This is a genomic window from Haloparvum sedimenti (assembly GCF_001462205.1).
Classification (GTDB): Archaea; Halobacteriota; Halobacteria; order Halobacteriales; family Haloferacaceae; genus Haloparvum; species Haloparvum sedimenti.
The window spans coordinates 26,000-38,312 of sequence record NZ_LKIR01000143.1 but is presented as its reverse complement, the minus strand read 5'-3'; the positions used below and the strand labels follow the sequence as shown (position 1 = coordinate 38,312).

The 12,313-nt window shown below is 70.9% G+C and carries 15 protein-coding genes and 1 tRNA gene; 6 read left to right on the top strand and 10 right to left on the bottom strand.

Annotated elements, in window-relative coordinates:
• Positions 1–267 precede the first annotated feature (267 nt).
• A complete protein-coding gene (locus AN233_RS15620) occupies positions 268–615 on the bottom strand; it encodes a nuclear transport factor 2 family protein (protein ID WP_058367684.1) in 348 nt (115 codons plus the stop codon).
• Positions 616–663: 48 nt separating this feature from the next.
• On the bottom strand, positions 664–1,086 hold the full coding sequence (locus tag AN233_RS15615) for a cupin domain-containing protein (protein ID WP_058367683.1): 423 nt from the start codon (positions 1,084–1,086) through the stop codon (positions 664–666).
• A gap of 130 nt (positions 1,087–1,216) precedes the next feature.
• Between AN233_RS15615 and AN233_RS15610 the strand changes: the two genes are divergently transcribed.
• On the top strand, positions 1,217–2,416 hold the full coding sequence (locus AN233_RS15610; protein ID WP_058367682.1) for a CBS domain-containing protein: 1,200 nt from the start codon (positions 1,217–1,219) through the stop codon (positions 2,414–2,416).
• A gap of 27 nt (positions 2,417–2,443) precedes the next feature.
• Here the strand turns inward: AN233_RS15610 and AN233_RS18455 are convergent, their stop codons facing one another.
• From AN233_RS18455 to AN233_RS15595, 5 genes are all read right to left on the bottom strand, one after another.
• Entirely contained in the window at positions 2,444–2,806 is a 363-nt protein-coding gene (locus tag AN233_RS18455; RefSeq protein ID WP_449271528.1) for a YegP family protein, read from the bottom strand.
• 105 nt (positions 2,807–2,911) lie between these two features.
• A complete protein-coding gene (locus AN233_RS15605; protein WP_449271527.1) occupies positions 2,912–4,174 on the bottom strand; it encodes an HVO_2922 family protein in 1,263 nt (420 codons plus the stop codon).
• A 99-nt stretch (positions 4,175–4,273) separates the two neighbouring features.
• A tRNA-His gene (locus AN233_RS15600) sits at positions 4,274–4,346 on the bottom strand.
• A gap of 398 nt (positions 4,347–4,744) precedes the next feature.
• Positions 4,745–4,909, bottom strand: a complete 165-nt coding sequence (locus tag AN233_RS17520; protein WP_176696707.1) for a hypothetical protein — start codon at positions 4,907–4,909, stop codon at positions 4,745–4,747.
• Positions 4,910–4,959: 50 nt separating this feature from the next.
• Positions 4,960–6,003: a succinylglutamate desuccinylase/aspartoacylase family protein gene (locus AN233_RS15595; protein ID WP_058367681.1), complete on the bottom strand. Its 1,044-nt coding sequence runs from the start codon at positions 6,001–6,003 to the stop codon at positions 4,960–4,962.
• 152 nt (positions 6,004–6,155) lie between these two features.
• Between AN233_RS15595 and AN233_RS15590 the strand changes: the two genes are divergently transcribed.
• The gene (locus tag AN233_RS15590; protein ID WP_058367680.1) at positions 6,156–6,662 is read left to right on the top strand and encodes a hypothetical protein; all 507 of its coding nucleotides are present in this window, start codon (positions 6,156–6,158) and stop codon (positions 6,660–6,662) included.
• A 30-nt stretch (positions 6,663–6,692) separates the two neighbouring features.
• On the opposite strand, the gene AN233_RS15585 is transcribed toward AN233_RS15590, so the two are convergent.
• Positions 6,693–7,652: a DUF5787 family protein gene (locus AN233_RS15585; RefSeq protein WP_058367679.1), complete on the bottom strand. Its 960-nt coding sequence runs from the start codon at positions 7,650–7,652 to the stop codon at positions 6,693–6,695.
• 79 nt (positions 7,653–7,731) lie between these two features.
• Here AN233_RS15585 and AN233_RS15580 point away from each other — a divergent pair, with 79 nt between their 5' ends.
• Together AN233_RS15580 and AN233_RS15575 are read left to right on the top strand one after the other, a co-directional pair.
• Positions 7,732–8,124, top strand: a complete 393-nt coding sequence (locus AN233_RS15580; RefSeq protein ID WP_058367678.1) for a hypothetical protein — start codon at positions 7,732–7,734, stop codon at positions 8,122–8,124.
• Complete coding sequence (locus tag AN233_RS15575; protein WP_058367677.1) at positions 8,121–8,729, top strand: NUDIX hydrolase; 609 nt, start codon at positions 8,121–8,123, stop codon at positions 8,727–8,729. The genes AN233_RS15580 and AN233_RS15575 overlap by 4 nt, the downstream gene beginning before the upstream one ends.
• Positions 8,730–8,778: 49 nt before the next feature.
• Here AN233_RS15575 and AN233_RS15570 read toward each other — a convergent pair whose 3' ends face one another.
• Positions 8,779–10,053, bottom strand: a complete 1,275-nt coding sequence (locus tag AN233_RS15570; protein WP_058367676.1) for an IS200/IS605 family transposase — start codon at positions 10,051–10,053, stop codon at positions 8,779–8,781.
• 53 nt (positions 10,054–10,106) lie between these two features.
• Between AN233_RS15570 and AN233_RS18285 the strand changes: the two genes are divergently transcribed.
• Together AN233_RS18285 and AN233_RS15565 are read left to right on the top strand one after the other, a co-directional pair.
• Positions 10,107–10,241, top strand: coding sequence for a hypothetical protein (locus AN233_RS18285; RefSeq protein ID WP_281176577.1), 135 nt, complete (start codon positions 10,107–10,109; stop codon positions 10,239–10,241).
• 182 nt (positions 10,242–10,423) lie between these two features.
• Positions 10,424–11,266, top strand: a complete 843-nt coding sequence (locus AN233_RS15565) for an NAD+ synthase (protein WP_058367675.1) — start codon at positions 10,424–10,426, stop codon at positions 11,264–11,266.
• A 42-nt stretch (positions 11,267–11,308) separates the two neighbouring features.
• On the opposite strand, the gene uppS is transcribed toward AN233_RS15565, so the two are convergent.
• Positions 11,309–12,250: a polyprenyl diphosphate synthase gene (gene uppS / locus AN233_RS15560; RefSeq protein WP_058367674.1), complete on the bottom strand. Its 942-nt coding sequence runs from the start codon at positions 12,248–12,250 to the stop codon at positions 11,309–11,311.
• Positions 12,251–12,313 lie beyond the last annotated feature (63 nt).

The following is a 12,313-nucleotide window of genomic DNA, read 5'->3' as shown; positions in this document are numbered from 1 at the left end:
CTGCGGTGCTTGCGGCGCCGGGGCCGGATCGAGCCGGCTGCCCCTTTCAGTCCCACCTCGCCCCGCTCCGCCCCGCCCCGCACCGCAACCGCGCCGCGACCGCACAGCAGCCTCACGCCTCCCCAGCCTCGGCGACGGCGCGGCCGCGAAACCGCACCGCATGCGGCCGCGCCGCCGCCTCCCTCGCGCGCGTTCCTCGCGCGCGCCGACCGCCAGGTACGTGCTGTACAGCAGCGCTTCCGGTCTCGAAGGGTGGCTGCACAACCGTCAGTCGTCGAGCGTCTCGGTGTACGTCTCCAGCGCCGCGACCGCGCCGTCCTCGAAGCCGAACACGTCGACGAAGGCGAACAGGTCCTCGCCGTCGGGGCCGCGGAGGCGCCCCCGTACCGCGACGCCGATCCCCTCGGGGTAGACGCCGTCGACCGCGTGCGTGGTGTCGGTCATCGGACGCTCGTCGCGCATGAACCGGACGAAGGCGTCGCGGCCCTCCAGCGTGCGGTCCGGTCGGTAGTGGACGAACTCCGGGCGCAGCAGGGCCGCAAGGCGGTCGTAGTCGCCGCTGTCGATGGCGTCGTAGTACGCCCGTGCCTTCGCCTCGGCGTCGGTCGGGGTCACGGTCGCGTCCCGCGCGTCCTCGTCTCCCCCGTCATCGCGGTCCTCCGCTCACTCCTCGACGAGTTCGATGGCGTCGTCGCCGTGGGGGACCGTACAGAGGAACGCGGCCCGCGTCGTGCCGTCGTTCTCGTACCAGTGCTCGACGCCCGCGGGGATCAGCAGGGAGTCGCCCGGGCCGACGCGGTGCTCCTCGTCGCCGATGCCCACCACGTAGTCGCCCGCCAGCACGTACTGGACGTGCTCGACCTCGTTGGTGTGGCGCGGGACGGTGCCGTCCGGTTCGATCAGGAACTTCCGGAGCGCGAAGTTCGGCGCGCCGTGCTCCTCGCCGATCAGGACGCCCTTCCCCATGCCGTCGGCCGCGCCGACCACTTCGTACTCGATCTCGCCGTCGCGTCGGATGACGGGTTCCGGTGCCGCGCCGCCGTCGGTGTCGCCGTCGGGGTCGGTGTCGCCGTCGGTGTCGCTCATACCTCCCCTCGCGGCCGGCGGGACTTATAAGGCCGGTTCGCCGGTCCGCGGCGCGTCGGCGAACGGTTTTTCGGCCGGCCGCGGCACCGCTCGCCCCGCCTTTATGAGCGCGGCCCGCCAATGGAACGGCATGCGAGGAATCACGATCGGGCGCCTGTTCGACATTCCGATCAAGCTCAACTGGACGTTCCTGCTCGTGTTGCCGCTGTTCGCGTACCTGATCGGCTCGGACGTGGCGGCCATCGCGACGGTCGTCAACGAGACGATGGGCGCGGGGATCGACGTCGCGTCGCTGGAGGCGGGGACGACCCCGTGGCTGATCGGGCTCGCGTCCGCGCTGGGGCTGTTCGCGGGCGTGCTCGTCCACGAGTTCGGTCACTCGCTGGTCGCGATGCGCTACGGCTACGACATCGACTCCATCACGCTCTGGCTCCTCGGCGGAATGGCCAACTTCGCCGAACTCCCCGAGGACTGGAAACAGGAGTTCTGGATCGCGGTCGCCGGCCCGATAACCAGCGTCGGCGTCGGCGTGATCTGTTACGGCCTGTTCCTCGCGACGCCCGCTGGGCTCGACCCCTTGGTCTTCGTGTTCGGTTACCTCGCCGTCCTGAACGTGGTGCTGGCCGTCTTCAACATGCTGCCGGCGTTCCCGATGGACGGCGGCCGCGTGCTCCGCGCGCTGCTCGCGCGCGGCAAGCCGCACGCGAAGGCGACCCAGCAGGCCGCGGAGGTCGGCAAGGTGTTCGCGTTCCTGCTCGGCATCATCGGGCTGTTCTCGAACCTGTTCCTGGTGCTTCTGGCCTTCTTCATCTACATCGCGGCCTCCGGCGAGGCCCAGCAGACGACGCTGAAGGCGGCCTTCCAGGACGTGCAGGTCGCGGACGTGATGACGCCCCGCGAGGACCTGGACGTGGTCTCCGAGGAGACGACCGTCGCGGAGCTGGTCGACCGGATGTTCCGCGAGCGCCACACCGGCTACCCGGTGCTGGACGGCGACGACCTCGTCGGCCTCGTCACGCTCGAGGACGCCCGCGAGGTCCGCGAGGTGGAGCGGGACGCCTACGAGGTGGCCGAGATCATGGAGCGGGACATCAAGAGCGTCACGCCCGACACCGACGCGATGGAGGCGCTCCGACTGCTTCAGGAGCACGGCGTGGGGCGCCTGCCGGTCATCGACGCGAACGGCAACCTCGTCGGACTCGTCTCGCGGACGGACCTGATGACCGCGTTCAACGTGATCCAGACCGGCGGTCGCCCGGCGTCGCTCCGGCAGCGCGTGCTTCCGAGCGAGGGCGCCGCCGGCTCCGACGACGCCGGTCCGCTGCGGTGAGGCGCGCGCCGACGAGCAGCGCCGCGGTCAGTCCTCCGTCTCCTCCTGGTCGGCGCCGGGCGCGTTGCGCTTGACGCCGTCGACCGCGTCCTCCGCGGCCGACCGCGAGGCGTACCCCTCGCCCGAGTCCGCGAGGATGTTGCCGTTGCGGTGGCGGAGCCGCCAGCGCCATTCGCCGCCCTGGTCCTCGTACACCTCGAAGGCGGCGTCCTCGACGTCGAGCACGTCGGCCTCGGGCGCGTAGTCGCGGACGCGGTCGACCGCCTCGCGCGCGCCGCGCTCGTCGGCGTATCCCTGCCCCGAGTCGGCGATGATGTTCCCGTTCTCGTGTCGGAGCCGCCAGCGGTACTTCCCGCGTTTGTCCTCGAAAACCTCGAATGTAGCACTCATGGAACATGTTACCATGTCTCGATGGCCACATAAACCTGTGCGCCGGCGTCGGGAGCGACCGCCGGACCACCGGACCGTCGGACCCCCGAGCCGCCGGACGCCGGTTCAGACGTTCTCGACGGCGGCGTCGGGGGCGTTCGACCGGACGCTGTCGAGCCCCTGCCGGGCCTTCGTGCGCGAGGAGTAGCCCTCGCCGGAGTCCGCCAGCACGTTGCCGTTCTCGTGGACGAGCCGCCAGCGGTGGTCGCCGGCCGCGTCGCGGTAGATCTCGAAGGCGGCGGGGTCGATCCGGAGGTAGTCGGCGCCCGCGACGTGCTCGCGGACGCGGGCGGTCGCGCGCTTCGCGTTCGATTTCGAGGCGTACCCCTCACCGGAGTCGCCGATGACGTTGCCGTTCTCGTGGCGGAGCCGCCAGCGCCAGTCCCCTTCTGCGTCCTCGAACAGCTCGAAGGTGGCCCGGCTCGCCACGTCCTCGTCCTCCGTGGGGACCGCCACGTCGGGGTCGTCCGCGTCGGCGGGCACCGGGTCGGCGTCCTTCCCCTCGCCGGCGTCCACTTCGTCCGCCTCATCCGCCTCGGGATCGATCCGGAGGACGCCCGCGCCGAGCGCGTTCCGCATCACGCTGTGCATCCCCTGCTGGGCCTTCTGTCGGCTGCTGTACCCCTGTCCGGAGTCGGCGACGACGTTGCCGTTCCGGTGGCGCAGCCGCCAGCGCGTCTCGCCCGCGCGGTCCTCGTAGAGCTCGAAGCGCGCGCGGCTGGTCCGGAGCGTCTCCAGCTCGGCGCTGGCGGCGGCCAGCTCCTCCTCCAGCTCGCGGACGCGCGTCTGCGTCTCCTCCAGCTCCGCGGTCGTTTCGTCGAGCTCCGCGGCGGTCCCCTCCATCTCCGTGGCGGTGCCGGCCGACTCCTCGCGGAGCGTCTCGACCTCCTCGTACACCGGGTCGGTGACCATTGGGACGACCGCGCCGGCCAGTCCGATCAGGACGATCCCAGCGGCGTAGAGCGCGTTGACGACGCCGTTGCCGCCGCTTCGCGACCAGCCGTCGGGGAAGACGACGAGGAAGTAGAGCACGGCGAACGCGGTCAGAAGCGTCCCGAGCGCCGCGAGCGTCGTCGCGGACCGGCGCAACGGGAACCGGACGACCGCCCCGAGCATCGCAAGCGGCGGCGAGAGCGCGACCAGCGCGTATCCGAGCGCCCGCGTCCCGGTTCCGGGGGCCGTGAAGCCGAAGACGATCACCCCGAGGGCGCCGCACAGTACCCCCAGCGCGAACAGCCAGTAGCCGCGGACCTCGTCGTCAGTCCGCGCGGTCCCGATACGGTCCTCGTACAGCTCCGCGAGCGCTCCGGATGGATCTGACCCTGACATGTCCGTGCTGACGACTTGTGACCACTTACCTATGTGGGTAGTTCACACGGGGATCAGCGCGGAACGCGCCGCCGCTCCGCGGTCGGTCGCTTGGAGAAGGTCCGGGTGCGAGAATCGAACCCGCGTCTCAGCCTCCACAAGGCTGAAGGATAGTCCACTACCCTAACCCGGACGCGCATTTCTGCGTACCGCGCTGTGACGGATATACGTTACGAATCGGGGGGCGCGTGCGAAGCGCGACCACGGGACGGGCGGGTGGTCGGCGGCGCCGCTCCGAGTGACGATGGACGAAAGGACAGACGGCCGCCCCGGGCGGGGGTCGGGGCGGCTGGGGGACGCGCCGCCGCGGCCGCGGGCGAGCGCGGTCGCGAATGGGCGCGTCCGGTGGGGAACGGGTGATGCCCACGGCGTTCCCCGGCGGCCGACGTGCGTCGGCCGAGTGCGGGACGCGGAGACCGTCCCGCAGCCGGCGACTATCGACGCCGGCGTCCCGAACGGCAGCAGCCACGCGGCGTTCGGGAGCGGGCCGCGGCCGGACCGACGGAGACGGTCGGCCGGGCCCGAAGGTGGTCAGTCGTGTGTGAGCGTCCGCGCGTTCCGACCACCCCCTCCCCGGACGTACGGCTCGTCACGCTGCACGTGGCGCTCGGCGGGACGGCACCGCTCGGACGGCCCGACAGGGTGAACGTCGACGCGCTCGACGACGGGGCGTCGCCGATCGACCGTGGTGTTCACACTGGTTTAGGTGGGCCTAATCTACATAAGCGTTTCTGTTTTTGGTCACCCTAAACGCTACCGTCCGCGCGCTCCAGCACCTCGGCGACGCCGACGAGGGTACCGCCCGCGGTGACGGTCGCCTCGCGGGCGACCGAGTAGGCGATCCCCGCGCGGTCGGTGCGAGCGACCTGCAGCGTCTCGTAGGTCGTGGGGTCGTACAGCGTCCCCACGCGCTCGTCCGCGGCGACGGCGTCGCCGGTGGAGAGGTCCTCGCGGGGGACGAACAGCCCCGAGTCGGTCGCCCGGACGCGCCCGAGGTGGTTCTTCGCGACCGTTCCGGACCATTCGGCCGCCTCGCCCGCGAGCACGCCGGCGTGTCGCAGCGCGCTGAGGGTTCCCGCGACTCCCACCTCGACCGCGTCCTCGACGACCTCCCGGCTGTGGGCGAGTTCGGGCGTTATCGTGGGGATCCCCTCGCGGGTGGCGGCGACGCGGAGTTTGCCCCCGAAGTCGCGCTCGGCCCACTCCGTGTCGGCGTCGTCGCCCGCGGCCTCCGCGAGCAGGAGGTCCGTGCCGAACGCCTCCGCGAGCGCCCGACACTCCTCGTCGCCGCGCATGTAGACGGTGTGGGTCAGCATCGTCGGCGAGCCGGTGTGGAGGTCGACGATGGCGTCCGCCCCGCCCGCGTACGCCCACAGCTTCGCGGCCATGCGCTCGTGGATCGTCCCGTCGGCGTCGCCCGGCCAGCACCGGTTCATGTTCCCGTTGACGGAGTCGAGCGCCTCCGGCGTCGTGTAGGAGACGCGGTCGAACGTCAGCGGGTCCGCGACCGGCACGGCGACCAGCGTTCCGGAGAACTCGTCCCCCCTCTCCTCTCCCTCGCCGTCGGAGAGTCGTTCGTGGAGCCGACGGAGCACCTCCGCGCCGTTCACCTCGCGGCCGTGCTGGGCCGCCTGCGCGTAGACGACCGGACCGTCGGCGTCCGCGATCCGGGCGGGATCGGTCGCGTCCTCGCCGTGCTCCGAGACCGCCTCGCCGTAGACGTGAACCGTCGTGCGGATCGGGACTCCGGAGGGGAGCCGCGCGAGCGTGAGCTCCTGTGCGGTGTGCATGTCCGGAGCGTCGGCCCGCCCGGCCTTATAAGACCGGCTCGCGGCGAGAGGGCGGACTCGCGGCGAGGGGCGACCTCCGGACGCCGCGGCGCGAGGAAGCCGACGACCCCGTCCCGCGGGGGTTAAGCCGCGGAGGGTCCTACTCCGGGGCGATGCTCGACAGCTACCGGGGCGCCCTCGGGGCGATCCCCTACGCGCTGTTCGCGAGCCGGTCGTGGCTCTTCCGGCTCTACGTCCTCGTCGGGACTGCCGCGGCGGCGCTCATCGCCGTCGTGATGACGCTCGCGCTCGTCGTGGAGATGGGCAACACCGAGGACCTGACGACCGGCGGGCTCGCGTCGTTCACGCGCACGCTGTTCGTTCTCGCCGGGTTTCTGACGGCCGGGCCGCTGCTGGCGCCGACGCTTTTGGTCGCCAGACGCCACCGCCGCGAGGAGTCGGTGGACGACCGCTACGACGCCGCGCTCGCGCTCGCCGGGTTCGGCTTCCTCGCGTCGATCTACCTCGCGCTGCTGATCTCCGCGCCCGCCGAGCTCCGCGAGCCGACGAACTCCGCCGTCGTCGGCGCGCTCTATGCGGCCCCCTCCGCGCTCGCGGTCGTTCCGCCGCTTCTCGCCGCGGCCGCCATCGCGGCGGCCCACCGGCGGCTTCACGGCTGACCGGTCCGGCGGGGTCGTCCTCGGACACCCTCACTCGCCGAACCGCCCCAACCCCGTCTGTCGTCGCGGCCCGCCGCCGTCGGGGTCCGCGACCCACGCGCTCCGGGCGTCGCGGAGCGACTCGAGGTCCGCATCCGGTCCCTCGTCCGCCTCGAACGCCGGACAGCCCTCGCCGCACTCGCCGCCCGGGTGGACCACGCGGTCGAAGTGCTCGCAACGGGGGCGGCCGTCCGCGGTGACCGCGGCGCGGGCACACGCCGGCGGCGCCGGCCGCCACCCCTTGCCGTAGGCGCGCTCGGCGATCCGACGGCGCTTGCGGGCCTTCGCGGCGGCGTCGACGAGCGCCACGTCGGTCCGGAGGCCGCGCTCATCGCGGATCTCCACGCCCGGATCGGTCGGGGCAAGCGGCGTCGCCTCCCGAACCACCTCGCGCTCGTCCGTCTCGGGGTCGAAGCGCCAGACGCCGACCGGGTCGGGGATCCGGTTGAGGTGCGCGCGGGTGACGTAGGAGGCGGTCGCGAGCACCACCTCGTCGAACAGGCCGAGCGCGACGTCGAACCGGAGCTGCGCCTCCAGATCGCCCGGCCGGCCGAGGTCGGGTTTGTTCTCGACCGCGGTCAGCGACCCCACCCAGTCGTCGGGGTAGCGCGCGGTCGCGCGGACGCAGTCGACCCCGTCGCGCCGCTCGCGTTCGAGGTAGCCCGCCTCGACGGCCGCGTCCACGATCCCCGCCGCGCGTCCGGGGTCCGTCTCGAAGGCGTCGCGGACCGGGACGGCCGTGCCGGGGCCGACGGGCGCCTCGACCGCCGCGGGCGGGATGGTGTCGGACGCGATGGCGGCGCGCTCGTCGAACCCCGGCCCGGGCTCCAGCAGGCAGACGTCGACGACGCGCGACCCGGGCGCGGCGACCGCGGCGCCGAGCTGGCGCGCGACGACGCGGTCGGTCGACTCCAGGGCCGAACACAGCGCCAGTTCGAACCGGTACTCCACGAATGGGGGACGGGCGCGGACCGGCTAAAGCGCGTCGGCGTTGCGAAACCCGTATTCGCCCGCCCGCCCAAGCGCGGCCATGCGCCGGGTCACGCGGAACCTGATCGTCGTCATCGCGCTGGTCGTCGTCGGCCTGCTCGCGCTCGGGGCGCTTCCGGGGTACCTCGGCACCGGCGAGCCCTACCACCTCGTCGTCGAGCCGACCGACGAGGAGGGGCCGGCGGTCAACGTCACGGGCGTCTCCGAGCGCCGCTACCCCTACCTCACGGGTGCGCTCGCGAGCGAGGACGGCCGGTCGGAGGGGTACCAGACCGGCCCCTACGGCCTGAAGGAGTCGTTCACGCACACGCCGTTCAACGAGGTGGACGCGCTCTCACAGCGCGTGCCCGAGGCGGTCGTCGCGGAGGGGCGCGTCCGGATCGAGTACGAGGGGACCCGCTATTACGCGACCGTCAGACAGGAGTCCGCATGAGCGACGACCGCGACAGGACCGCCGACCTCCGCGAGCACCCCGCGTTCGCGGACGGGCGGCAGCACTCCCTCCCGGGCGAGCCGGAGTGGCCGGTCGAGGAGGTCGTCGTCGAGTACGAGACCGGCTGGATCACCGCGGGCTACGACCGCGTCGAGCAGCCGGACGGCAGCCTGAAGGACTACTACTGGGCGGAGCTGCCGCCGGCGACCGTCGTGGTCGCGGTCGCCGAGGGCGAGGTGCTGTTCGTCGAGCAGTACCGGCCCACGGTCCGGGAGACCCACCTCGAACTCCCCGCGGGCATCGTCGAGCGGGGGGAGTCGTTCACCGCCGCGGCCGAGCGCGAGCTGGCCGAGGAGACCGGCTTCGCGCCCGGGTCGACGAGCCTGCTGCAGGAGACGTGGTGTTCGACCGGCGCGCTCAGACACGAGCGCGGGTACGTCTTCGCGACGGACCTGGAGCCGGTCGAGCGCGCGCTCGACACGAACGAGTTCCTGACCCCGCGGACGGTGCCGGTTGAGGAGGCGGTCGAGGTCGCCCGCGAGCCGCCGACGAACGACGCCACCCTCGAGGGGTTGCTGCTGGCCGACCACGAGGGGCTACTATGACATCCTCCTCGCCGTAAACGGCGAGGTTTCCTCGCGCTGGGGGTATCGCTTACCGACCCACGGAGGCAACTTGCGGGTTTGTGCGCTCCTCGTTGGGACAAGAGCGTGGTGACTCTGACCATTCCTGGTCGTCCCACTTGAGGCGCACGGGCCGTGCCATCGGCCTTGGTACGTCTGTCTGCCGCCTCAGGAACGTTTCGCTGGCGGTGAGGTCTGCGTGGCCCTCGAAGCCACATGGACACGTCAGCGTGTCTTGGTGGCGCGTCGTCCGGTCGGTCGAACCGCACTGCGGACACTCTTGGCTGGTCCACGCTTCCGAACGAACTTCGACCGCCATGCCGAACTCCTCGGCGGTACACGCGAGTCGCTTGATGAACGCGCGGAACGCCCAGAAGTTGTGCGTCTTCGCGTTCGCTTCCACCGACCAATGCGTGTCGAGTACGTCTGTGAGTGCGCCGACGTACACCGTGGAGACGCCTTCGCCGTGCAACCGTTCGAGGAGGTCCCGGCCAAGCGCGTCTTGGGCGTGGTCGCGGCGGCGTGTCCGACGGCGGTACAGCGAGCGTATCCGGTGACTGCTGTACCGGCCGTCGTCCAAGAGCGATTGGAGCCGGGCGATTTCTCGCGTCGTCTCGCGGAATCGCTCGAACAGGTCGCGTCCCTCGTACAGCAGTTGCGTTCCGGTCGTGGTCGAACAGGCGACGAGGTTGTTCGCACCAATATCCAGCGCGGCGGTTTCGTCCGCCAGTGGTTGTGCCAGCCGAGAATTGTCGATAGTGACTGGCTGAAAGGCCCTGAATGACTGTGCGTTCTCGTCCCAGAACAACTCTAACCGACCCTGCTTGTCGTACTCGTCCCAGTTGGGGTCGCCCCGGACTTCGAGCCGAAGGCGTTCGCGGTGTCCCAACCCGTACTCCTCTTTCAGGTCTTGACCGACGAGGATTTCGAGTCGGGAGTATTCGCCCCACTCGACTGAGTACGAGGTGTTTCGGATGTACGTTCGGAGTTCGCGGCCGTCCTCGGCGTTGCCCCAGTATCCGGGCTTGCCGTTTGCTTCGCCCTTCTTTTGGAGCGCGAAGAACGACCGCCACGCTTCGCGGTTCTTCCGTTCGATTTGCTGAACCGTGGACGCGCCGAGCGTCCCGCCGTAGCGTCCGCGATACTCGCTGATTTCCCACACGTCGGCGTCTGGGTCGGCGTAGTGTTCGCGGCGCTCATAGTTGATTTCGTTCCAGAGAGCGGCAGAAGCGTCCAACAGGCGTCGAAGTAACTCCTCGTCCTTCTCGGACTGAGGAACTACGTCGAACGTGTTGGTCCGCTTCATCAACTACTGGGTCGTGCGGCACATTGATAAACATATGGTTAGTCAATGGATGCATGGCAACGACGGTCCAAATCGAGATAGAGGATGACGAACAGTACGAGCGGTTACGGGCGATTAAGCGGCACAACGGCCTGACGTGGAAGGGGATGTTGCTCCACGCGGAGGAGAACTTGGATACCCCGGACTGAGTGTCGTCGTCGGTTGTTCGGCAGTTGTCGAATTCACGCCCGCCGTGAACGGCGGGACTCTCTCCTTGATTTAGGTAGCGCCGGGCCGGAGCCGTCTCCCCTCGCCTCCGAAACCGGACGTTCGTCCACGTCCGACTCGCCGGCGAGTGCTTATTAGTCGCCGCGCGCCGAACCGTCGCCCGATGACTCAGCGCTCGGACCAGTCGGTGTTGCTGTCGGCGGAGCCGCCGCTCGACCTACGGCTCTCGGATGAGGAACTGGCGGCGACCCGCGACCGGATCGTCTCGTTCATCGCGGAGACGGTCGAGGACGCGGACGCCGAGGGCGCGGTGCTCGGGCTCTCGGGCGGGATCGACTCCACGCTCACGGCCTACCTCGCGGTCGAGGCGCTCGGCGAGGAGGCGCTTCACGGGATCACGATGCCCTCCGAGGTGAACGACCCGGACGTGATGAGCGACGCGGGGCGGGTCGCCGCGAACCTCGGCATCGAGTACGACGTGATCGAGATCGGGCCCATCGCGGACGGGTTCTTTGAGGCCGTCCCGGAGGCGGCCGCCGACCGCACTGCGAAGGGGAACGTCTTCGTCCGCACGCGGGCGGTGCTCAACTACTTCGTCGCCAACGCCGAGGACCGGATCGTCCTCGGGACGGGCAACCGCTCGGAGGCGATGACGGGCTACTTCACGAAGTACGGCGACCAGGCGGTCGACTGCAACCCCATCGGGAACCTCTACAAGATGCAGGTGCGCCAGCTGGCCGCCCACGTCGGCGTTCCCCACGATCTGGTGATGCAGACCCCGACCGCGGGGATGTGGGCCGGCCAGACGGATGAGGCGGAGCTCGGGATCGACTACGACACGCTGGACGCGATCCTCGCGTGTCACGTCGACGGCCCGCTCTCGAAGGCCGCCACGGTCCGCGAGCTCGGCGTCGAGCCGGAACAGGTCGACGCGGTCGTCGAGCAGGTACAGGCGACCGCCCACAAGCGCGCGATGCCGCCGGCGCCCGCGTCCGACCGGTTCTGAGAAACGCGCTCGCCTCGCCGCGGCCGGCCGCTCGGGCCGGTCTTACTCCGGGGCCTCCTCGCCCGCGGCGGCGTCGTGGCGCGCCACCTCGTCGGCCAGCCGCTCGGCCGCGGCGCTCGGGAGCTGCTCGCGGAGCCGCCCGGCGACCGACCGGACCTCCGATAGCTCCGCCTCCCCGACCGCGCGCACGAGCGCCACCGCACGGTCGGTGCGCGCGCGCTGCCACGACTCCTCGCGCGACTCGTAGGTACGGACCGCCCGCAGGAAGTCGATCCGCGAGAACTCCGGCCAGTAGGGGGCACAGAAGAACACCGCGGCCTCGTTGCCGTTGGCGTGCCACGGCAGGAAGTTCGAGGTGCGCTCGTCGCCCCCGGTCCGGACGATCAGGTCCACGTCCCGAACGGGGCGGCGGTAGAGGCGGTTCTCGACCTCCGCGAGGTCCACGTCCGCGGGGTCGAGCTCGCCGCTCGCCACGTCGCTCGCCACGTCGCGGGCCGCACACAGCAGCTCGTTTCGGCCGCCGTACGCGAGCGCGATGTTGAGCCGGAACTGCTCGTAGCCCGCGGTCCGGTCCTCGGCGTACGCGACCGCCTCGCGCACGCGGTCGGGGAGCCGGTCCACGTCGCCGATGGCGCGGATGCAGACCTCCCGCTCGTGGACGCGGTCGGCGTCCGCGAACTGGCGGAGCTTGTCCTCCAGGAGGTCGAACAGGGGCTCCAGCTCCTCGTCGGGACGGTCGAAGTTCTCCGTTGAGAAGGCGTACAGCGTCAGCTCGGCCACGCCGAGGTCGGCACACCAGTCCAGCACCTGCTCGGTGGTGGAGGCGCCCGCCCGGTAGCCCTCGGGCGCGTTTTCGCCCTGCTCGCGGGCGTAGCGCCGGTTTCCATCCTGGATGATGGCGACGTGCGTGGGTGTCTCGCCGATCTCCCGGCGGAGCAGCCGCTCGTAGGCGCGCTCGAAGCCGCCGCGGAGCCGGGAGAGCATTCGTCCACTCGAAGACGCGCTGTCAGGATATGCCTTGTGTGTCAGGGGATCTCTTGGCCCGTG

Excerpts from the sequence above, each read along its gene's own strand:
- AN233_RS15590 (WP_058367680.1), top strand. The coding sequence starts at position 6,156 with ATGCTCGACAGCTACCGGGGCGCCCTCGGGGCGATCCCCTACGCGCTG.
- AN233_RS15575 (WP_058367677.1), top strand. The coding sequence starts at position 8,121 with ATGAGCGACGACCGCGACAGGACCGCCGACCTCCGCGAGCACCCCGCG.
- AN233_RS18285 (WP_281176577.1), top strand. The coding sequence starts at position 10,107 with ATGGCAACGACGGTCCAAATCGAGATAGAGGATGACGAACAGTACGAG.
- AN233_RS15580 (WP_058367678.1), top strand. The coding sequence starts at position 7,732 with ATGCGCCGGGTCACGCGGAACCTGATCGTCGTCATCGCGCTGGTCGTC.
- AN233_RS15565 (WP_058367675.1), top strand. The coding sequence starts at position 10,424 with ATGACTCAGCGCTCGGACCAGTCGGTGTTGCTGTCGGCGGAGCCGCCG.
- uppS (WP_058367674.1), bottom strand. The coding sequence starts at position 12,250 with ATGCTCTCCCGGCTCCGCGGCGGCTTCGAGCGCGCCTACGAGCGGCTG.
- AN233_RS15570 (WP_058367676.1), bottom strand. The coding sequence starts at position 10,053 with ATGAAGCGGACCAACACGTTCGACGTAGTTCCTCAGTCCGAGAAGGAC.
- AN233_RS15615 (WP_058367683.1), bottom strand. The coding sequence starts at position 1,086 with ATGAGCGACACCGACGGCGACACCGACCCCGACGGCGACACCGACGGC.
- AN233_RS15610 (WP_058367682.1), top strand. The coding sequence starts at position 1,217 with ATGCGAGGAATCACGATCGGGCGCCTGTTCGACATTCCGATCAAGCTC.
- AN233_RS18455 (WP_449271528.1), bottom strand. The coding sequence starts at position 2,806 with ATGAGTGCTACATTCGAGGTTTTCGAGGACAAACGCGGGAAGTACCGC.
- AN233_RS15605 (WP_449271527.1), bottom strand. The coding sequence starts at position 4,174 with ATGTCAGGGTCAGATCCATCCGGAGCGCTCGCGGAGCTGTACGAGGAC.
- AN233_RS15595 (WP_058367681.1), bottom strand. The coding sequence starts at position 6,003 with ATGCACACCGCACAGGAGCTCACGCTCGCGCGGCTCCCCTCCGGAGTC.